The 20,602-nt window shown below is 37.9% G+C and carries 17 protein-coding genes; 5 read left to right on the plus strand and 12 right to left on the minus strand.

Annotated elements, in window-relative coordinates:
* Positions 1-117: 117 nt before the first annotated feature.
* The 8 genes from IQ246_RS01415 to IQ246_RS01450 all read right to left on the minus strand — a co-directional run bounded on the left by IQ246_RS01415 (position 118) and on the right by IQ246_RS01450 (position 8,419).
* The gene (locus tag IQ246_RS01415; protein WP_193999417.1) at positions 118-1,413 is read right to left on the minus strand and encodes an NAD(P)/FAD-dependent oxidoreductase; all 1,296 of its coding nucleotides are present in this window, start codon (positions 1,411-1,413) and stop codon (positions 118-120) included.
* Between the two features lie 103 nt (positions 1,414-1,516).
* Complete coding sequence (locus tag IQ246_RS01420; RefSeq protein WP_193999419.1) at positions 1,517-2,500, minus strand: NAD(P)-dependent oxidoreductase; 984 nt, start codon at positions 2,498-2,500, stop codon at positions 1,517-1,519.
* Positions 2,501-2,563: 63 nt separating this feature from the next.
* Positions 2,564-2,920: a multidrug resistance protein gene (locus tag IQ246_RS01425; RefSeq protein ID WP_193999421.1), complete on the minus strand. Its 357-nt coding sequence runs from the start codon at positions 2,918-2,920 to the stop codon at positions 2,564-2,566.
* A 34-nt stretch (positions 2,921-2,954) separates the two neighbouring features.
* Complete coding sequence (locus IQ246_RS01430; protein ID WP_193999423.1) at positions 2,955-3,362, minus strand: EamA family transporter; 408 nt, start codon at positions 3,360-3,362, stop codon at positions 2,955-2,957.
* 51 nt (positions 3,363-3,413) lie between these two features.
* Positions 3,414-4,724: a nucleotide sugar dehydrogenase gene (locus IQ246_RS01435; RefSeq protein WP_208491958.1), complete on the minus strand. Its 1,311-nt coding sequence runs from the start codon at positions 4,722-4,724 to the stop codon at positions 3,414-3,416.
* Positions 4,725-4,943: 219 nt separating this feature from the next.
* Complete coding sequence (locus IQ246_RS01440; protein WP_193999425.1) at positions 4,944-5,786, minus strand: ABC transporter permease; 843 nt, start codon at positions 5,784-5,786, stop codon at positions 4,944-4,946.
* Positions 5,787-5,816: 30 nt separating this feature from the next.
* Positions 5,817-6,245: a hypothetical protein gene (locus IQ246_RS01445; protein WP_193999427.1), complete on the minus strand. Its 429-nt coding sequence runs from the start codon at positions 6,243-6,245 to the stop codon at positions 5,817-5,819.
* Positions 6,246-7,069: 824 nt separating this feature from the next.
* Positions 7,070-8,419 carry a glycosyltransferase family 4 protein gene (locus tag IQ246_RS01450; RefSeq protein ID WP_193999429.1) on the minus strand — a complete coding sequence of 450 codons (1,350 nt, stop codon included), beginning with the start codon at positions 8,417-8,419 and terminating at the stop codon, positions 7,070-7,072.
* Between the two features lie 1,580 nt (positions 8,420-9,999).
* On the opposite strand from IQ246_RS01450, the gene IQ246_RS01455 reads away from it, so the two are divergent.
* Entirely contained in the window at positions 10,000-12,165 is a 2,166-nt protein-coding gene (locus tag IQ246_RS01455) for a polysaccharide biosynthesis tyrosine autokinase (RefSeq protein ID WP_193999431.1), read from the plus strand.
* Positions 12,166-12,731: 566 nt separating this feature from the next.
* Here the strand turns inward: IQ246_RS01455 and IQ246_RS01460 are convergent.
* From IQ246_RS01460 to tnpA, 3 genes are read right to left on the minus strand one after another with little or no spacing between them, the layout of a single operon-like run.
* On the minus strand, positions 12,732-12,977 hold the full coding sequence (locus tag IQ246_RS01460) for a hypothetical protein (RefSeq protein ID WP_193999433.1): 246 nt from the start codon (positions 12,975-12,977) through the stop codon (positions 12,732-12,734).
* A 42-nt stretch (positions 12,978-13,019) separates the two neighbouring features.
* Positions 13,020-14,417 (minus strand): IS200/IS605 family element RNA-guided endonuclease TnpB, encoded by a 1,398-nt coding sequence (gene tnpB, locus IQ246_RS01465; RefSeq protein ID WP_208491959.1) that lies wholly within the window; start codon positions 14,415-14,417, stop codon positions 13,020-13,022.
* Complete coding sequence (tnpA, locus tag IQ246_RS01475) at positions 14,350-14,805, minus strand: IS200/IS605 family transposase (protein WP_193999435.1); 456 nt, start codon at positions 14,803-14,805, stop codon at positions 14,350-14,352. Before tnpA ends, tnpB begins: the two co-directional genes overlap by 68 nt.
* Positions 14,806-15,113: 308 nt before the next feature.
* On the opposite strand from tnpA, the gene IQ246_RS01480 reads away from it, so the two are divergent.
* A complete protein-coding gene (locus IQ246_RS01480; protein ID WP_193999437.1) occupies positions 15,114-17,270 on the plus strand; it encodes a Tex family protein in 2,157 nt (718 codons plus the stop codon).
* Positions 17,271-17,289: 19 nt separating this feature from the next.
* Here the strand turns inward: IQ246_RS01480 and IQ246_RS01485 are convergent, their stop codons facing one another.
* On the minus strand, positions 17,290-18,543 hold the full coding sequence (locus IQ246_RS01485) for an RNA-guided endonuclease TnpB family protein (protein ID WP_193999439.1): 1,254 nt from the start codon (positions 18,541-18,543) through the stop codon (positions 17,290-17,292).
* A gap of 559 nt (positions 18,544-19,102) precedes the next feature.
* Between IQ246_RS01485 and IQ246_RS01490 the strand changes: the two genes are divergently transcribed.
* The 3 genes from IQ246_RS01490 to IQ246_RS01500 all read left to right on the plus strand — a co-directional run bounded on the left by IQ246_RS01490 (position 19,103) and on the right by IQ246_RS01500 (position 20,501).
* Positions 19,103-19,444 carry a 2Fe-2S iron-sulfur cluster-binding protein gene (locus IQ246_RS01490; RefSeq protein WP_193999441.1) on the plus strand — a complete coding sequence of 114 codons (342 nt, stop codon included), beginning with the start codon at positions 19,103-19,105 and terminating at the stop codon, positions 19,442-19,444.
* Between the two features lie 309 nt (positions 19,445-19,753).
* Positions 19,754-20,152, plus strand: a complete 399-nt coding sequence (locus IQ246_RS01495; RefSeq protein WP_193999443.1) for a phage holin family protein — start codon at positions 19,754-19,756, stop codon at positions 20,150-20,152.
* Between the two features lie 157 nt (positions 20,153-20,309).
* Positions 20,310-20,501: a YqaE/Pmp3 family membrane protein gene (locus IQ246_RS01500; protein ID WP_193999445.1), complete on the plus strand. Its 192-nt coding sequence runs from the start codon at positions 20,310-20,312 to the stop codon at positions 20,499-20,501.
* Positions 20,502-20,602: the final 101 nt, after the last annotated feature.

The following is a 20,602-nucleotide window of genomic DNA, read 5'->3' on the forward strand; positions in this document are numbered from 1 at the left end:
TTTTTATCTTATTAGTTTATCTATAGTAATTATCTAAGGTTTCCTAACAATTTTCATGACGAAATTAAATAGCGATCGCACTGTCATAACTTAGATTATCCAGCTAGATTTTTTTAATTATAGAAATGATTTTTTCATGAATTCGTTCACATGATTGACAACTGTATTGTTATTAAGTGTGTCACTTACGAACTGTGAGTTATTAAGGATCAAAAAGTCTTCATGTTCGGTGATAATTTTTGGAACCAATCTTGAATAGTTTAAAACTTGTAGCGGTTGGATTTTAGTGGCGCGATTAATGTGTGCTACTACGATGTCGTCTGTATTGATATCTGGGAATATCAAACGTAGTCCTTGGAAAAACACCTTTCGTAATTCATCATCGGATTTTTCAAAAAGAGGGTCTTTAAAATGTATGTATTTTGGAAAATAGGTGATGTGTAGTCCTGCTGTTTCCTGCAAGGAAACTAAATTACTCATCCCAATTACTCCTGTAAAGGGAATACGTTGGTCTGCAAGATTCACTACGTAATAAGGAACTAATGCCTTACGGGTAATTAGTGCCATGCAAATGACACCTAAATATTCAACTTTATCGCTTGTACCTGCGATATTTACCAAATCTGGGGCAGTAATATGTTCCAGAAGATTGACTGGCCCAGTAAAAATTGCTTTATCAAAATGCTCTTTTACACCATTGTGCTCAATCCACATTCCACCCTCCGTACTAGGTGCAATGTATTCAACTGTCGCACCTGTGCAGATATTACCGCCAGCAGCGCTAATTAATTTTTCTAATTGATCAAAAACAGTTTTATAACCGCCCTCAACATAACCAAGTTGTTCTTTATGCAAAGATGAATCACGGGCTGAAAACAAGCGCTTGATATAAGCCCAAATAAAGACAGCTGAGACACGCTTGTAGTTTTCCCCAACTTTGGCTAACAGTAAAGGTTTCCAAAGCTTTTCGTATGTATTTCTGCCCGAAAGTTTCAAAAGCCAATCTTCAACAGGAATTTTTTCAAGTTTAAGCCAGTTTTTAATCCGTGAACCATACAACAGAGTGATTGCCAAGCGCAGCTTTCCGATAATAGTCAGCGGCGGAAAGAGTAGAAATTCTATAGTGTTACTAATCGAATACAGTTTCTGATCTATATAGCATCCTGTAAGAGTTGGACGCCAACGCAGCTTGTCCCCAAGTCCAATCTCCTTAATAAAATTGATTAAGTCAGTATCTGACGGTAGGATAACATGATAAAAACGATCCCAGACAAAGGGGCCGTAATCATAATGAGTGGTGAGTCCACCGAGTTGCTTGTTGCTCTCAAAGACAGTTATTTTATGACCTTGCTGCGAAAGACGATAAGCTAAAGCTAGCCCCATCATTCCGCCGCCGATAATCCCAATATTCATATATTTTAAAGTAGAGTAAAAACTCGATTTTTATTATTGATTTGTTATTATATAGCACGTTACTTGGATTTGTGACGCACTATCTTTCGCATTCAAGAAAGTTTTAGTATTTATAGATACCGAGACTACGATGCCATGCAATAGCGCGAGATAACCCTTCTTCTAATCCAACTTCAGCTTTAACATTAAGAATTTGCTCACAGCGGCTACTATCAGGTACGCGCCGTCTAACATCTTCATATTTGCCACCTGTAAAAGATTCATAGGGGATAAATTTTAATTTGAGTTCTTCAGGGGTGTTGCTTAACTTTTTTATTGTTTTAGCTAAATCGATGATGGTAATTTCATGATTACTACCAATATTGAAAATTTCTCCATTAGCTTCAGGTTTTGTAATCGCAGCATAAATACCCGCAACAGTATCGCTCACATAAGTAAAACTACGGGTTTGCAGTCCGTCACCATGAATAGTAATTTCTCCATCATTTAATACTTGTTCTATAAACACAGACTGCGGCCCACCCCACCAAGATAGGTGATGACGCGGCCCATAGGAACCAAAAAACCGCAGAAGTACAACTGGAATCCCATAGCTATCTTGATAAGCAAAAGCTAAATGTTCGTCGAATAGCTTAGATACTGCATAGCTCCAACGAGCTACTTTGGATGAGCCAATAACTGAATTATCGTCCTCGTTAAAAGGTAGTTTCGGGTTACGACCATATACATCAGAAGTAGAGGCGAGTACAGATTTACAATTTAGCTTTCGGGCTAACTCTAAAACATTTTCTGTACCCTGATAATTAATTTTTAGAGTATCAATAGCTTTTCCATAACGAGGAATTTTGAAAGCAGCAAGGTGTACAACACAATCGATGTTGTCCAAGTTATCAAATGTGGCTTTTTCTGTAACATCTTTCTGGAGAAATTGGAATGCTTTATTTGTTAAATGCCCAGCAATATTATCTAATTTTCCCATTGAGAGGTTATCAATACCAACCACATGATGGCCTGATGCTAAAAGCCTATCTAGCAAGTGTGAACCTAGAAAGCCTGCAACTCCCGTAACCAAAATTCTTTGAGACATAAGCTTGGAAAATCTTAGTAAAAAATCAAATTTTCAGAGTTAATTAACAATTGGTATATCCAATTATTTTTGTACAACAAGTACTACACCACTAATAATGATGACTATTCCCAACCACTGGCTAAATACAACCTTTTCACTCAGATAATGATGAGATGCCAGCGGCACCAAAGCAAATGTTAATCCTAGTGCTGGAAACGCCTGACTTAAAGGAATAGTCCGCAAGACAACAAGCCACAATATAGTCACAACTACATAGGAAATAAACCAAATCCAAAAATAGCGAGAAAGTAAAAGATCTCGCATAGACATACTTGTTCCTTTAGTAGTAGAAGCATTAAATGCATACTTCAGTGATAACTGTCCTGTTGTACCTAGTACAACCACAAGCATTAATATCAACCAAGGCATTATGTTCATTTTTAAATACCTTTTATGCGATTAACCATCAGTTTCAGCTAGCTCCTCCTTTAAGATGTCTGCGATTTTTAAATGGAATGGCTACCAAGAGAACTCCAATAAAAATCATAATCACTCCAACTACTCGAATCCAGGTAACTCTTTCATCAAAAAAATAGTATGAACCTAATAATATTCCGACGTAGTTTAAGCTAGTTAGAGGATAAGCAATACTCAGTTTGACAACTCGTAAAGCAAATATCCAATTAACTATCCCCAAACTATAAATAGTCAGAGCTAGAACTAATTGCTGAATAAATTGCCAAGTAAAGAATCCATCAAGTTGATTATTGCTCATGGTATGTTTCATCAGCAATTGTCCTACAATCCCGAATCCAATACTTACAAATAAACTTATATATGAGATAAATTGTAGCCGAGAAGGAGATGATTCAACTTTCATCACAAATTACCAAGCAATGTTCAAAAAAACTCATGGAAAACTTCAGGTTATTCAAGCACACACAGTATTTGCAGTTTTTAAACCTTTTGATGCCAAAATATTGCGTGTATCAATAATTAATGATGAATTATCTGCCACTAATTCGTAGTCAACATTATCATGGTTAGTGGCAATGAGTACGGCGTCAAAAGTTTGTAAATTTTCTTTGGTTAGTGGCAAAGATTTTAAGTTTATTTCTGGATAATGACGATGGTTTTCACAAGTTGGAGCATAGGGATCATGATATTCTACATGAGCACCTTGCTGCTTCAGAAGTTGAATAATTTTTAGAGAAGGACTTTCGCGTTGATCATCTACATTTTTCTTATAAGCAACTCCTAAAATTAGGATTCGAGAATTTTTTAAAGGCTTACATTGGTTATTAAGAGCGGATGACAACCTGTTTACCACATAGTTAGGCATTAAAGTATTAACTTCACCAGCCAATTCAATAAATTGAAGAGAGAGGTCATACTCTCTAGCTTTCCAAGTTAAATAAAATGGATCGATGGGAATGCAATGTCCCCCCCAGCCAGGCCCGGGATAAAATGCATGAAAGCCAAATGGTTTGGTTTTCGCTGCTTCAATTACTTCCCATATATCTATATCCATTTTTTGGAATAAAATCTTCAATTCATTTACAAGAGCGATATTAACAGCTCGGTAAATATTTTCTAAAATTTTAGTAGCTTCAGCAGTTTTGGTTGAAGAGACTGGAACGGTTTTGATAATAATCTGGTTGTATATAGCTTGAGCCAGTTCCAAGCATAGAGGTGTTGTTCCACCAACAACTTTTGGTACGTTGACTAGAGAAAAATCTTCATTAGCAGGGTCTTCACGTTCAGGAGAGTAAGCTAGTGAAAATTCTTGACCAACTACTAACCCATTTTTAGTAAGAATCGGGAGCATTATCTCTTCTGTAGTTCCGGGGTATGTCGTACTTTCTAAAACTACAAGTTGTCCGATTTTTAAGGAATTAGCAATTGCATAGGTAGTGTCAACCACATAAGTTAAATCAGGTTCTCTGTGGATGTTTAAAGGTGTGGGAACGCAAATAATGATGATATCTACTTCACCCAAACGAGACATATCATTAGTGACATTAATTAATTCATTTTTTAAATTTTCAGAAGGAATGTGCTTGATATATGAATGACCTTCCCGAATTCGATCAATTTTCTGTTGGTCTATATCAAAACCTAACACTGAAAAACCTTTTTTGGCAAAAGATACTAGGATTGGTAAACCTACATATCCCAGACCAATAATTCCTATTTTTGCTTCTTTGTTCTCGATTTTTTCCTTAAGATTTTTTAGTATCATAATTTAATGACCTCAAAGTAAAAAATTATAAAGGCAGTTAATTAAGTAATTCTAAGTTTAAAGTTTGTAAGGCTTTTGGACTTTACTCGAAAGTAGTCTTGAATTTTCAGCACTCAGGACTACTGTCTAATCTTAAAACTCTACGGTTCAACAATCTAGTTTCGGAATTAGGTTATGTCTGATGGCAACCTGCTTCTTGTTTACGCAATCTAATTTCGCCTAAATTACATCAGCAAAGGTTTTCTCCATTTTGCGAAAGTACCAGATGCCACTTACAAATGAGAGAGCCACTAATACTACTGATAGTGTGAATCCAGGCCAGTAGAGTGTTGACTCTCCACCTAAAATAGCCCAGCGGAAACCATCAATCACGCACACCATTGGGTTGACAGAATACAGTAAACGCCACTGCTCTGGCACAATGCTGCTACTAAAACCTACGGGTGATATGTATATACCAAATTGCACAAGAAAGGGCACAATGTAGCGAAAATCTCGATATTCTACATTTAACGCTGCCAGCCACAGCCCTATTCCTATAGAAGCGGCAAAGGCGATGCTTATGAATAATGGCAGCGTTAATATACGCCAACTGGGAACAAAATTATACCAAGCCATTAGTCCCAACAGAATCATGCCGGAAATCATGAAGTCTACAAAGCTGACAACTACAGCACTGACGGGTACGATTAGACGTGGAAAGTAGACTTTAGATATTAAGTTGGTATTGATAATTAGACTGTTGCTACACTCACTCAGGGCATTAGAAAAAAATTGCCAGGGTAGCAGACCGGCAAACACTAGAATTGGATATGGTGCGCCCCCTGAAGATAATTTCGCTAATTTGCCAAATACCAACGTCAGCACTAGCATCGTCAAGAACGGTCGGATTAATGCCCAGGAAATGCCAATCGCTGTTTGTTTGTATCGCACTAAAATATCACGCCAGGAAAGAAAATATAAAAGCTCACGATAGCGCCATAAATCTTTCCAATACTGCCGCTCTGTGCGGCCGGCTTCAATCACCAACTCTTGTTGGGAGGCAATGTCTTGATTATTCATAAGTATTAATTAAATGACTGCCTCTAACGCTTAACTCACAAACTTGAAATCTTTAATGCTTTGATGGCCAACAAGTTGTGCTTGTCTACGAGTAAACTCTCCAACAGAAGGATTTCCATTAGGAGCAATCACGCCTGTTACCTGTTGCCAAAGCTCTGGCGGTGCTACTGAAATTTCATAAGTGCCGTCATCGCACTTACAAATGTGATACCACTTTGTTTGCTGGCATTGCTCACACCAGAAAGCTTCTAACCACTTTCCCTTTATAGGAACTGCACTTTGGGTTACTACGAGCATCAACGCACTACGCCGATTTATGCCATGTTGCTGTAACTGCTCTGCTTTCTCGGCAAACATTTGATATTTTTGACTCATACTATCGAGATAGGAGCCATGAATTGGACAATAAATAGCACGACGTTTTGAACGTTTTCGATTTCGGTCACACCTTCTCTGCAATTCGACCTCCCGTATCAGTCAATAGAAAATAAAAAAGGAAGGTTACGTTAGGAGGGACTGAGATCGTAAAGACCATCGAAGCCCATCTCCTACAATTAACAATTAAATACTATTCAATTAGAGTACGCTGATTGACAAATATGGTTAAGTTAGAAATTTATCATTATGACCAACATTTTGATACTTTTATTAATAAATAGTTAGCTACTGTTTTGTTTGTCAATCTAACTCAAAGTATAACATATTTTAGTGAGCTTCATGTTTTCTTTATCTAAATCAACATGTTAACAAAATAAAACTTTTAGATATTGTTTATGGAAATTTGTACAACGTAATAAGATAGCTTTACGAATATTGTAAAACTTGTCAGTTTAGGCAATTACTAAGACTGTAGCTCTTTTGTAAACATTTCCTTTTGTTTTAATTAGGCATGAAGTATAACTCTATAGCTAAAGGTTTTTTCAACATAAATCTGATATTTCAACTTGAGCAAAATACAACATTTAAGCTTAAAGTTTTATATTCAAGCATTGAGAAAGTACTAGTGAAATCCAGTAAGGAATAAAAAATTCTACTGTTGCTTGCGAAGACTTTCTACAAATCCTTGGTTTTTGATAATTTAAAGCCTAAGCCTCTAAGGGTTACAAGCTAGCTACTTGAAATTATTCTGTTTACAGAAAGAGTAACTAAGTAAGACTTGAAAAGATAAATGGTGATGCTGACTCTTATTGAATCTATTTCAGAGAACTGAAGTAAAAGCCTAATTGTGCTGCTTGAACACATTTATCTATTCTTATTTTGTCAAACTTAAAGTTCTCGAAAGCTTATTTTGTCTGGCTCTGAGACATAGTTATTACATCATCAGGCAATATCGCTTGTTGTAAAACATCAAGGTATTGTTGAGAGATAATTTTAGGAGTGAAATGCGATCGCAGATACTGACGACCCGCCTTACCCATTCGTTCTCCTAGTTGTGGATCGCGACTGAGTAAGCGGATAAATTGAGCTAGAGCACGACTGTCTCCATTGTCAAATGTGCCGCCACAATTAGCTTCTGCAACTAATTGTCTTAAATATGAATCTTCTGAGCAAATCACTGCTACTGGTCGTCCAGATGCTAAAGCTGAGTAAAGCTTGCTAGGAACAACTAAACTCTCAGTAGATGCATCTACACTCACCAATGACAGGTCGCAAGCTGTTAGAGAATAGGGCAGCACATCTTTATCTTGATATGGTAAAAATGTGAAGTTTCTTAGTTCTAATTGGTTCACTTCTTGAATCAATTCATCCCGTTTAGCTCCACCCCCAATACATACAAAATGAATTGGCTCATCTTGCAGTTCCTTGGCAGCTTTTAGGATAGTTGACATATCATGACAGCGACCCATATTTCCAGAATAGAGGACGGTAAATTTTTTAACTAGATTATGCTGCCAAGCAAACCAGTTTTCTTGTTTGGCAATTGGCACAATCAATTCAGGATTTGCCCAACTGTGAATCACAGAAATCTTATCGGCTATCTGCGGACAATTTTCTATCACTTGCTTTTTCATTGCCGGGCTAAGAACTATAATACCTTTAGCTTTTAGCCAAATCTGTCTGTTGATGGCACGCCATAACCGCGCCAGCCAGTAGTGCTTTGAGATTACTCCTAAAGCGATCGCTATATCAGGATAAAGATCATAAAGTATGCAGACATAGGGAAGTCTGAACAATAGATAACCCAGATATCCTATAAGTGGCAAAAACGGTGGAGCTGTAGTTACCAATAATACATTTCTACGTCGCCAAGCTCGGAGTAGATAGAGTACAGCCCGCAAAGTATATAGAATACCATTGACGGCTTTGCCACGGATACGCCCTGGCCAGAGTTGAGCAGTACGCGATCGCTGAATTCGGATTCGACCTGCACGTTCAACTGCTGGAGCAGTATGAGATTGAAAAGCATATCCTGGCTGACTTGTAAAAACCTCAATATCTACCCCTTGCTGACCTAACTGTTTCACAAGTTCTTCAATCAACTGTCCCGTAGGAGCGTAGTCTGGGGGAAAGAACTGAGTAATTACAGACAATTTGATAGATTGCTGAGTTTTTAGAGAATACTCATTTTTAACGTCTAACCGAGTAGAAATGGATTGCAAAAGTTTTTGATTAATCCATTCATTGAGTCTCATCAGTTGTATCCTGCTGTAAAAATTTTGATAAAAATAACTTTGAACTGCTCAAGCCATTAATTTACATACAAATACTCACCTGAAGGAGTCAATAATTTTCAATCTGCTCCAGGCTTATCTATATAATCAACTCTTAGGCAAAAGTTTCAACAGGCTCACAGACTTATCTGCAAGCTATGCTAATGACAAGGTTGACTAATAATAATTTATACTCATTCAATTTTGTATACGCTAACTTCTTGTCTCAGACACAGGAACACAACGAGGGGCAAATACAATTAGGCATTAAAAAGCTGTAGACAGATTACTTAATCTGATAGTCAATTACTATACATGCTTATACGTAACTCTATACTAGTGTCCAAAAAGATATCTTAATGGCAGTAAACACTATTCTAAAGTGACGTTAGCTATTCGGAGTTTACGATGATTGAATCGGACTTGGGATGTTTTACATTGCTCAGTATTAGCTTGATTTAATTTTCTTTTGTTACATATAATTTTTGGCTAGAGAACTATGTTCAAAATTTATTGTTACATGTAATTATCTACTAGAATACCACGAGAAAAGAATGTTTCAAATCGACTGTTACACTTCATGAAAAATTTATCTATTGAAAATGCCCTTAAACAAAATCTTCACACAATAGATATTGTTTTTTATATAAATTTTTATTATGTAAAAATTTGTATACTTATTAAATATATTTAGTAATTTTTCAGTGTTTCTCGTAATTCAAGTGTAAATCTTGTCTATAAGAGTAACTATTTAGCCATTAGTAATATTAGTTTTCAATATCTCAAAACTTAGTAATGGTTTCGATATCCTACCCTGTAAAAAGCGCGGAAACTATATATTTAGACTCTACAGTGTTGACTATAAAGCCAAATGAAGATTTAATCCTAGTATATAAAATTAAGCATGTAGGTGTGAATAAACTTAAACGCTTATTATGAACGTTAGTGTTTTTTTAGAGGAGGCACTAGACACTTTTGCCTGAAAAGCAATTATTCTAGGTTATCTTTATTTACACCCACCTAATTATTCGAAATTGATTTATCAAAGATTAATTTAATAAGGTTATTGTTTTTTTGACTTGAATGATACTTTAATAAAATTGAAGTTTGAGTGGGACTTAGCTAAGGTATAACTCTTAAAAACGCTGTATAATTTAAAACATAAGTATAATTAACATTACTCGCTCAGCTAAGAGCTACAATCTAAAAGAGACTTCAGAACTGACAATGTTACAAAGTAACAACTGTGGATGGATTGATACCATACAGAGCCAGAATTTAAGAGTAGTGAATACTGAAAATAAAGGAGCAGATGAGTAGTAAGTTTCAATAGTACAGTTGAACTTTCAATCAAGGCTCTATTGATATTAGATTCAATAAGGTTAAGAACAGATGTACATCAAGTTTTGCTACAGTGACTTAAAATCATTGATGCACAAGGATTTTAAGTCACTTGTGACTCCGTAAGCTAATAATAAAACCAACTTCAGTTGCTGTCTCACCTTGAATTCTAAAGCTGTTATACAAATCCTGTCTGACTTATTACTAAGTATTAATCAATAATGGAGAATCATTCTTCTCAATTCTCAAGTGCCGATCGCACTAATAACTCTGTACCTCCATTTCTTCCGGCTCAACCTTTTCCGTGGACAGAAAGACAAACAGAGAACTGGAGTTTTCCAGAATTTTTGAGTATTGTACGGCGGCGATCGCTAGTCATTGCTGGGGTAACTATAGCTGTGATGGCCACTGTGATTGTCAGTTTGACGCTAAATCAGAAACAACCAGAATATGAAGCTAACTTTCATCTACTAGTGGAACCTGTAAATGATGATACCAATGCAGTCGATGTTGTCAAAGATGCTAACTTAGTCAAGCCTGGTCTAGATTACGAAAGCCAAATTCAGGTTCTTAAGAGTCCTGAACTGATGGGTAACATCGTTAAGCAGTTACGAGCCTCCTATCCAGACATCAGCTATAACTCTCTGCTCAAATCTCTGACTATTAGTCGGTTAGATGCAACCAAAATTATACAAGTTAGCTATCGAAGTAACGATCCAGAGCAAATTAAATTCGTACTAGACCGAATTGCTAAAGAATATTTAGACTACAGTCGGGAAAAGCGGCAAACCAAGTTACGTCAGGGAATTCGGTTTGTTGAAAGACAACTACCATTTACACAGAATCGAGTTGATCAGCTGCAAAAAGAACTGCAAATTTTCCGTCAAAAGTACGACTTTATCGATCCAGATACCCAGGTTGGACAAGTTACTAATCAAGTCAACACCTTGTCTGAGGAACGGCAAACAATTAATCAGCAATTAGCGCAAGCTCGCGCCAATTTAGCTACCCTACAGGGAAAAAACGGTCAGCTAGCAGTACTGAATAGTGCTCCCTTGTATCAGCAGTTAATTACGCAGGCACGACAATTAGACGTTCAAATTGCTACAGAGTCAACTCGTTTGCAAGATGATAACCCAACTCTCAAAACATTCAAGGAGAAACGAGAGAGCTTGCTGCCATTGATAAAACAAGAGGAGCAGCGCATTCTGGGTGTAAAATTTGCAGAAGTAGCAACTCAGCTTCAGACTTTAGAAGAGCAAAGCCAAGAGCTTGCCAAAGCAGAGCAAAAACTTGAACAACAGCGCAAACAATGGCCAATCCTAGCAAGACAATACACTGAACTACAGCGAAAGTTACAGGTGGCTACTGAGAGTCTAAATCGTTTTCTATCTACCCGCGAAAATCTACAAATTCAGATATCTCAGACAGAACTTGGTTGGCAATTACTTCAGGAACCAAGTAAGCCGGAAAACCCGATCTCTGATTTTGGGATAAAACGTTATTTGATACCAGGGCTGATTGCGAGTCTAGCTTTAGGTATCGGCATCGCCTTATTAATGGAAAAGCTAGATAATACCTACCATAATTTCTATGCCCTGAAGGAGAAAGTAAAACTGCCATTGTTAGGAAATATTCCCCTTGAAAAGCAAATTCAAAGTTATAAAGACTACACTTCCACGCCCAAAAATCCTGTAGTAAGAGTACCAAATTCTCTTTTTGAAGACATTCCTAGGTTAGCTGTTGTACCAGAGCAAGACTACAACAACTATTCGGAAAAATTTTTAGAAGCTTTACGGGTACTTTATACCAATATTCAACAGATTAGTTCTAATCGCCCGATTAACTCTGTAATCATTAGTTCAGCTATGCCTGGTGATGGTAAGTCTACACTTGCCTTCCATTTAGCTCAAATAGCTACAGCAATGGGACAACGAGTATTACTTGTGGATGCTGATTTGCGTCATCCCAAGATTCACACTCTATCAGGTTTAAATAACTTGTGGGGATTGAGTAATTTAATTTCAACTAATTTGCCAATAGGGGAAGTTATCCGCCAACTACCTTCTATGAGCCAATTATCTGTGATTACTGCTGGGACTATACCGCCTGATCCCACAAAGTTACTCTCCTCTGAAAAGATGAAGCGACTAACGGCAGATTTTCATAACAGCTTTGACTTAGTGATTTATGACACTCCCCCTTTGCTTGGACTAGCTGATGTTAGGTTCTTAGCACCTTACACAGATGGTATTTTACTGGTGGTGAGGATTGACAAAACAAATTCCTCGGTGCTAGAGCGAGCTTTAGATAACCTAAAGATTTCTCAAATGAAAGTCCTGGGTATGGTTAGTAATGGTCAGAAAAGCAACATCAACGACTACTAGGATTATTGTTAACTAAGTAGGGCTTGCTGAATAAGTCTCTCAAGCAAATGTAGAAGCCACACAGCTTACAAAATACTTGTTTCATCGCTCAGTTTCAGAATTTACCCAGCGATCGCTAACGATTGTGCAAGGGTTTTGAGACTTTAGATGTTATGACCTTGCACTTGTTTGTTGGAAAAAGGCTTAAAATCCTTATCTAGTCTATATTACAATTCTATTCAGCAAGCCCTAAGTAATGCTCGGCTAATATGCATCCAAGTTGTATATTTCAGTTGTCTAAAACTTTTTGTTGCTACTTAACTTTAGCAAAAGAGAGGCGATCGCCTTGCTTTGTCAGTACATAAATGATCTTTGGCAGATGCAGTATTTTTTATTACTTAAATCGCGATAATTATCACTGTACACACATTCCTATTATAAATGTAGTGACTGCTGTTTAATGTTTACCGCAATTTATCCCCTAGTAAATTGAGCTTCCTAACCAAGACCGCTTACTTACGCATAACTCAATCCCAGTAATTTAGGTTGGAGAAAAAGTTAGTTCGTAGTAGTCAGTATTATTTAGTTTATCTTGGTGGTTTTCCTGTAGCTTCAGTTTGTCTGTACTCATTCTTTCGCAAGAGTTTATTCGTACTGATGAGTACAACAATCAACAGCACAAGCTGGATCTGCCAAGGTGCTAACACCAAACTCAAAATCAAGCTGATAACTGCAAACACATCCGCAAGGTATGCAATTTCATCAGTACGCTTTTTAAATAGATAGCCAGTTACTAAAGCAGTACACAGTGGAATCAAAAAAAACAAAGGCATTTATAACAACCTCTGAACTAAAGTCCGAAGGGTTTTTGAACCTCACACGACTAGAAGTCGCGTGATTCCTGCTTCAACGATCTGTGCCTGGAGTAATCCAGGACTTACAAGTTCTCCACAGGCGTTTAGAGCCTCCGGGATACCCACGGCGGCTATTAATCTCAATCCCTCACCCAATATGTTCAAGGCTGCATTATTGTCTCTCAAGTTGTAACTACTACAACTAGGGCAAGACCATTCACGCAACTTTAAATCCTTGACTAGTGGATTGATAAAACCACAATGATTACAAGTTTGAGATGAGGGATAAAAAGTACCAACTTTCTGCACAAGTCTGTCGTGCCACAAAGCTTTATATTCCAACATTGTAATGAACTTAGTCCAACTAGCGTCTGAAATACTCAACGCTAATTTGTGGTTCTTCACCATGTTGGCGACTCGTAAATCTTCGATACAGATAATACTGTTTTCTTTGATTAATCGGGTTGACAGCTTATGCAGAAAGTCATCTCTCAAATTCGTAATCCGTTCGTAGGTATGAGCCAGCTTGATTTTCGCTTTGACTCTATTACTACTACCTTTTGCACTACGGGATAGTTCTTTGTGCGCTTTACGTAATTTCCTTTTTTGAGTTCGATAATATTTGGGATTATCTACAACTTCACCATCACTTGTAACAAGATAAGATTTGATCCCCAGGTCTAAACCAATATTTCGAGAGACTTGAGGGTGTTTCTCTATCTCTGTTTCACACAAAATACTAGCAATATATTTGCCTGATGAAGTGCGAGTTACGGTAACGTTTATAATCGTTCCACTAATATCCTGAGATTTATGAAACCTTACCCATCCACACTTTGGAAGCTTTAAACGATTTTCTATTACTTGAATATTGCCGTTAGTCAGATTAGTTTTGTAAGACTGCTTACACCCATGTTTCTTTTTGAATTTAGGAAAGCGGAAAGCCCTGTGCGGGGAGAAGTGCGGTCTTCTCCCAAGGGGAGACGCTAAAAGCGATGGGGTCTCCCCAAGAGGAGCAACTTCGGCGGGTTCCCCCCGTTGAAGGGACTTTTCAAGACACCCTACACCTTTTTTACCTTTAATTTTCTTGAAGTCAGTAAAAAAGTTTTTGTATGCTGTTTCTAAATTCTTGAGTGAATTTTGTAAGGCAAACTTATCCACTTCCTTCAACCATTCAATTTCTTTCTTGAGTATAGTTAGCTGTTGACTACAAGCGTTGTAGTTTAAGGTTTTCCCAACACTGGCATATAACTCTTTCTTCAGAGCCAAAAAGCGGTTGTACACATATCTGGCACAACCAATTGTCTTATTAATTAAGACTTCTTGATTGTGATTAGGGATGAGTGTAACTTTAAACGCTCTCTTGAAAAGTCCCCTCAACGGGGGGAACCCCCCCACGGGGCTTTTCGCTTTCTGCATTTTGGTTCTCTATGTACTTTTTTACTTGTGCTTCTGTATTTTCGCTAACTGTTGAAACAAAATAACTAGGATTCCACAGATGACCTCCCCATAGCTTTTTCTTAAGTTGGGGAAACTTTAAAAACAGTTTCCTGGCTGATATTCCTTTTAGCATTTTGACTATGTTGGGGATGGTGTGCTGAGGTGTTGCAGAGACTAAAACATGAACATGATCTTCTACTACCTCAAGACTCTCAACCTTAAACTTGTAAAGAATTGCCGTCTCAACTAAAACATCTTTCAAAAAATCAGCTATTTCATCTTTCAGCACCTTATGTCTATACTTGACACACCATACAATATGATACTCAATTGCATAAACATAACCTCTACCGTGTTTTACTTCCATAACTTATCTTACCATGTGCATGACCATAGTAAGAAAAAATATAGAAATATGGAGCGCCTAACTCATGACTGGAAGTCACGAGTGTGCGGCTTGCAGAAATCAAACAGATTTATACTGTTTGGAGAATCGTGGTTTATTTTACCTCCAAGAAGCTTTTAGCTACAATACTCCATTTGATATAACAGCATAATTATTTGAGATTACGCAATCATCTGGTAGATTAGCTTAAAACTTTAGGCTTGCGCCAAAAGAACGATTTAGCATATTACCTTTAGGAGTAGCATTTTCAACTTAAGATTAGACACCCGATGCTGAACATTCCTCAATTCCTAGCAACTGAACTAAATCTCAAACCCCATCAGGTGCAAAACGCGCTGGAACTTTTTGCGGAGGGTGCAACAATTCCGTTTATTGCACGTTACCGCAAAGAGCGCACCAATGAGATGAATGAAGTGCAATTGCGTGACTTGGCTGATAGATATACTTATTTAACAGAACTAGAAGAACGGAAATCGGTAATCTTAAACGCGATCGCCGAACAAGGTAAACTCACAGATGAACTCAAAGCAAAAATCATATCCTGTTTACAAAAAACTGAACTTGAGGATTTATACTTACCCTATCGACCAAAGCGGCGCACCCGCGCCACCATCGCCAGAGAAAAAGGACTCGAACCCCTGGCGGAATTCATTAAATCACTGAATGTAAAAAATCCTGTATTGGCTTCATTGAACGAGGAAGCAGCCAAGTATATTTCGGAGCAGGGAGTCAAAACAGCAGATGAAGCGCTCAAAGGCGCTGCTGACATCCTAGCGGAAGAAGTGGCAGAAAAAGCTGAATTACGCGCATATATCCGCGAATATCTCTTAGATGAAGGGGTATTCGTCTCCCGCTTCAAAGATGATTATCCCGAAGGTACAACCAAGTTCGAGATGTACCGTAACTATCAAATTCAGGTAAAAAATATTGCCCCTCACAATATGCTGGCGTTATGTCGGGGTGAAACGGAGAAAGTATTAAACTTTGAAATTACCTTCGATGAGGATGTAGTACTTTCGTATCTGGAATCGAAACAGATCAAAACTAAAGACTGTACAATTGGAGATTTTTATCAGGCGATGCTCAAAGATGCGTTCAACCGACTGATGAAAGCTTCCTTGACGGGGGAAGTAATTTCTGAGAAGAAAACCTATGCAGATATTGAATCAATCAAGACATTTGAAGCAAATCTGCGAGAATTGCTGCTATCTGCACCAGCAGGGATGAAACCAACCCTAGCGATAGATCCTGGCTTTAGAACTGGGTGTAAAGTTGCAGTACTCGATCAAACGGGGAAATTTTTGGAATATCAAGCAGTGTTTCCTCACCAAGCGGCTGAACAAAGATTGAAAGCTGCACAAACCATCAAAAATTTGATTGAGAAATACAAGATTGAATTAATTGCCATTGGTAATGGTACAGCATCCCGCGAGACAGAGGAATTTGTTTCCCAATTGCTGCAAACTACAGAACGTAAACCAATTAAAGTGATGGTGAATGAATCTGGCGCATCTATATATTCTGCTAGCAAAGTAGCATTAGAAGAGTTCCCCGATTTAGATGTTACCGTGCGCGGCGCTATTAGTATCGGTCGCAGATTGCAAGATCCCTTGGCGGAACTTGTGAAAATCGATCCCAAATCGATTGGCGTGGGACAATACCAGCACGATGTTGATCAGAAGTTGTTGAAGAAGAAGTTGGATGAAACTGTAGAAAGTTGTGTCAACTACGTTGGGGTGGATTTGAACACTGCTTCTAAGGAACTTTTGACTTCCGTCTCTGGGATTACAGCAACGGTTGCTAATAATATTGTTGCCTATCGTAACCAGCATGGAGCCTTTAAAAATCGCCGACAACTCTTGAAAGTTACGAAGTTGGGGCCAAAAGCCTTTGAACAAGCGGCGGGTTTTTTGCGGATTCGCGGTGGTGATAATCCGTTGGATAATACAGCAGTGCATCCAGAGAGTTATTCTGTAGTAGAGGCGATCGCATCAGATTTGAGTGTGCCATTAAATCAAGTCACACAAATTGCCGAAAAACTTCAAAAAACTAACCTGAAGAAATACGTTACCGATACCGTTGGAGAACCTACACTGCGGGACATTCTCAGCGAGCTAGAAAAACCAGGTAGAGATCCTCGTGCAGAGTTTAAGTATGCCACCTTCAAAGAAGGAATTAAAGAAATTAACGATTTGCAGGTGGGAATGGAATTAGAGGGAATCATCACCAATGTCGCCAACTTCGGCGCGTTTGTTGATATCGGTGTGCATCAAGATGGTTTGGTGCATATCTCCCAACTAGCAGACAGATTCGTAGATGATCCCAAAAAAGTTGTCAAAGTTGGACAAGTTGTCAAAGTACAGGTATTAGAAGTTAACGAGAAACTCAAGCGGATTAGTTTGTCGATGAAAGCAGTTAAACAATAACTTTTTGACACTCCCCGGTCTAAAGACACGGGGATTCTAACTTCAACCTAGTTACTTGCTCTACCAGGCTTTCGCCAAGTAGCGTAGAGGTTACTAGTCCATTAGCGTTACTTAGGGAATGCCCTTCCCTAGCTTCTTGAAAAGCTTTGGGCGCGGCAGAGCCACACCCTAAACTTTTCGCTCTTGCAAGATTTAGAATATTTATTGCTGCATTAGTATCTCTATGCAACTCACAACCACAACTACAAATGTGACTGCGAGTTGATAGGGATTTTTTGACAATTACACCGCAACTACTACACTTTTGGCTGGTGTATTGAGGTGGTACAGGTACGGCTAATTTGTCAAATTTAGCTGCAAAATATTCTATCCACTGCCTAAACAAGTACCAACTAGCGTCACTAATTGATTTTGCCAAGCAATGGTTTTTAACCATATTAGAAACTCTTAAATCTTCGTAGGCTACTAAATCGTTAGATTTGACTACGCAACGCGCTACTCTCTTAGCATGTTCTATACGTTGCCTACTTACTTTTAAGTGTTTTTTGGCGTAAAGTTTTCTAGCTTTTCTTCTACCGCTAGAACCTTTCACTTTTTTGTAAATGCGTCTTTGAGAATGCTTGATTTTTGATTCAGCTTTCCTCAAAAACTTTGGATTGGGTTGGTGATATCCGTTGCTGTCAGAATAGAAACTTTCAATCCCAACATCTAAGCCGATCTCGGCATCTGTTTTAGGTTGAATGTCTTTAAGATCAACACCAATACAAAACTGAGCGTAATAGCCATCAGCACGACGAATTAAACGTATCCGCTTAATATCTTTAACATTGTATGTTTGCAAGTCCCATTTCCCTAAAAGCTTTAATTCACCAATACCTTTTTTGTCAGTAAAAGTAATGCGTCTTTTAGTTGGATGTAACTTCCATCCTGATGTCTTATATTCAGCCGAACGACAATCTTTTTGAAATCTGGGAAAGCCTTTTTTGCCTGACTTCTGGGATTTACAGTTTGAATAGAACCTATTAATAGCTGACCAAGCTCTTTCGGTAGCAGATTGACAAGCCATTGAATTTAACTGTTCTACAAACATGAACTCTTTACGTAGTGCTGTAGAGTAATTATTCAAAGCAATTTGATTCACTTTTACTTCTATAGGAGCATCCATCCAATATCTGATAGCTTTATTTCTAATAAATTGAGTAGTCTTAATAGCTTCATCAATCGCTTGATATTGCTGTCGCTTACCTTTAACTTTGTACTCTAGTACCAACACTACTTAATCACCTCCTTATTTTATTTAACTTTCTATATGCTAACCTAAATGTGTTCACATCGTGTGTAAGTTATGGTAAAGAAAGATTTACATATACGTATAACAGAACGTAGAATTAATAAACTACGCTTATTAGCAGTGGAAAAAGATAAAACAATAACTCAAATTATTGAAGACTTAATAGATACTTTACCGGAACCACAAAAACATAACCTCACGGAAGGCTAAAGCCTTCTCAGGCGGCTTTCATCCCTTGCCTGAAGTACGGAATACGGCGCGGTGCGCCTGTTCCTCAAGGGTTTTCACCCTGCCGTTCTTATAAAGTTTGTAGTTAAGCTGATGCGCGTCTAGATCAAATATTCTCGCGCTTCGGCTGTCCAAGGTCAAGAGTCAAAAGTCCAAGCTAGTCTTTGAATGTGGACTTTTGACTCTTGACAACCTCAGCGCTAAATATACAAGTTTATTTGCGTAACAGCTTATTGCTTTAGCGAAGACAGCGCTGACTACAAGCCGTAAAATATCTTTAGGCTAATGATAATGACTTACTTAAAAACAGTTGATGGCAGTTTATCAAGTCCGACTCATCAATCCTGCACTTGAATTGGATCACACCATTCAAGTACCAGATGACCAATATATTCTTGACATAGCGGAAGAAGCTGGTATCCGTCTACCATCTGGGTGTAAGCAAGGTGAATGTTCTGCTTGTGTTACTAAACTGATTAGTGGTGAAGTTGATCAAAGTGAGCAAAAATTTCTGCGCTCAAATGAAATACAGGCTGGTTATGTTGTTAGTTGTGTCACCTACCCCTTGTCTGATTGCACTTTAGAAACTCATCAAGAACAAGTGTTGTATAAATCAGCTCTTTACTATAAACCTGAAGCCGGAAAAGCTGAGTAATTTACGCACTATTTTATGAAATTAATCTTAAAATTTGCTTGGTGCGTTCAACAAATGTGATGCACTCTTATGCCATTCTCAACAAGCGTAAGCTGGTGATTACTACCAAAAGTAGGTAATGACCTCCTTACAAAAATCGCAGCAATGACACTAGTGCAAAATATGAGTTTCAAAGACTGCATTTTTTCAATAATCGGCCAAATGGTAGAAGCAAATTCTATCTTCCAAGAGAGGTTAAAACCTAGCACATAGCTGAAGATGAGATAAGCACCTTACAAAGTAAATCTCTTTAGTTATTAGGTAAAAAGGATGTTGACACCATTTTTAACCGCCCTAGCTACAGCCTTGAGCCTGTTGATTGTTGATTTAGTTGTTCCGGGCGTTAACATTGCTAACTTTCCAGCAGCGATGATTGCTGCTTTAGTGGTTGGTTTGATTAACGGTTCCGTAAAGCCGGTTCTTTCTGCGTTGTCTCTACCACTAAACTTTCTATCGTTTGGAGCATTTTCGCTCGTCATCAACGGTTTATGTTTTTGGTTAGCAGCGGTGTTAGTTCCTGGGTTCTCAGTTAATGGAATTATTGGTTTTCTTCTCGGGCCAGTAATTCTAACTTTTGCTAACACATTTATTAACAACTACTTTGTTGAGAAAAATCTGTTAACCAGCGGTAGTGATGTAAAAACCCAAGGTGAATTACCCTCCAGATAAATATCAATGGGAGTAGAAACATCAAATATGTCTATATCCAGAAATGTCTCTACTCCAAATAAAATCTCCGAGTCAAGATAATTCATTAGATGGATTCTCTAATTCGGAATCTTCTAGAGAATGTAATTAAACAAAATCACAAAGTCGTAACAAAATCATGAAATTAGTTCGTTTTCTTCTAGGTTTGGTAGTGCCTCCTTTAGGCGTTTTTCTCACAGTTGGAGTAGGCCCAACGTTAATTATTAACGTTGTACTCACCCTTTTGGGTTGGCTTCCTGGTAGTATTCATGCAGTTTGGGTAATTGCCAAACATGAAGAGCAACTTGATAGACAGCCAGGGACTTACTAATAATCAATGTTTATTTGGGTAATGGTTGCTTTTGCTAAAACCATTACCCATCTATAATTTTTATGGTTACAGTGTAAGCTCTTAAATTTAGTTCAAAATCT

Source organism: aff. Roholtiella sp. LEGE 12411 (assembly GCF_015206995.1).
Taxonomy (GTDB): domain Bacteria; phylum Cyanobacteriota; class Cyanobacteriia; order Cyanobacteriales; family Nostocaceae; genus Komarekiella.

What these genes read in the sequence shown, in the direction of transcription:
- tnpB (WP_208491959.1), bottom strand. Translation starts at nt 14,417, where the DNA reads ATGCAGAAAGCGAAAAGCCCCGTGGGGGGGTTCCCCCCGTTGAGGGGA.
- IQ246_RS01415 (WP_193999417.1), bottom strand. Translation starts at nt 1,413, where the DNA reads ATGAATATTGGGATTATCGGCGGCGGAATGATGGGGCTAGCTTTAGCT.
- IQ246_RS01460 (WP_193999433.1), bottom strand. Translation starts at nt 12,977, where the DNA reads ATGCCTTTGTTTTTTTTGATTCCACTGTGTACTGCTTTAGTAACTGGC.
- IQ246_RS01500 (WP_193999445.1), top strand. Translation starts at nt 20,310, where the DNA reads ATGAAATTAGTTCGTTTTCTTCTAGGTTTGGTAGTGCCTCCTTTAGGC.
- IQ246_RS01425 (WP_193999421.1), bottom strand. Translation starts at nt 2,920, where the DNA reads ATGAACATAATGCCTTGGTTGATATTAATGCTTGTGGTTGTACTAGGT.
- IQ246_RS01490 (WP_193999441.1), top strand. Translation starts at nt 19,103, where the DNA reads ATGGCAGTTTATCAAGTCCGACTCATCAATCCTGCACTTGAATTGGAT.
- IQ246_RS01450 (WP_193999429.1), bottom strand. Translation starts at nt 8,419, where the DNA reads ATGAGACTCAATGAATGGATTAATCAAAAACTTTTGCAATCCATTTCT.
- IQ246_RS01455 (WP_193999431.1), top strand. Translation starts at nt 10,000, where the DNA reads ATGGAGAATCATTCTTCTCAATTCTCAAGTGCCGATCGCACTAATAAC.
- IQ246_RS01495 (WP_193999443.1), top strand. Translation starts at nt 19,754, where the DNA reads ATGTTGACACCATTTTTAACCGCCCTAGCTACAGCCTTGAGCCTGTTG.
- IQ246_RS01420 (WP_193999419.1), bottom strand. Translation starts at nt 2,500, where the DNA reads ATGTCTCAAAGAATTTTGGTTACGGGAGTTGCAGGCTTTCTAGGTTCA.
- tnpA (WP_193999435.1), bottom strand. Translation starts at nt 14,805, where the DNA reads ATGGAAGTAAAACACGGTAGAGGTTATGTTTATGCAATTGAGTATCAT.
- IQ246_RS01430 (WP_193999423.1), bottom strand. Translation starts at nt 3,362, where the DNA reads ATGAAAGTTGAATCATCTCCTTCTCGGCTACAATTTATCTCATATATA.
- IQ246_RS01435 (WP_208491958.1), bottom strand. Translation starts at nt 4,724, where the DNA reads ATGATACTAAAAAATCTTAAGGAAAAAATCGAGAACAAAGAAGCAAAA.
- IQ246_RS01480 (WP_193999437.1), top strand. Translation starts at nt 15,114, where the DNA reads ATGCTGAACATTCCTCAATTCCTAGCAACTGAACTAAATCTCAAACCC.
- IQ246_RS01440 (WP_193999425.1), bottom strand. Translation starts at nt 5,786, where the DNA reads ATGAATAATCAAGACATTGCCTCCCAACAAGAGTTGGTGATTGAAGCC.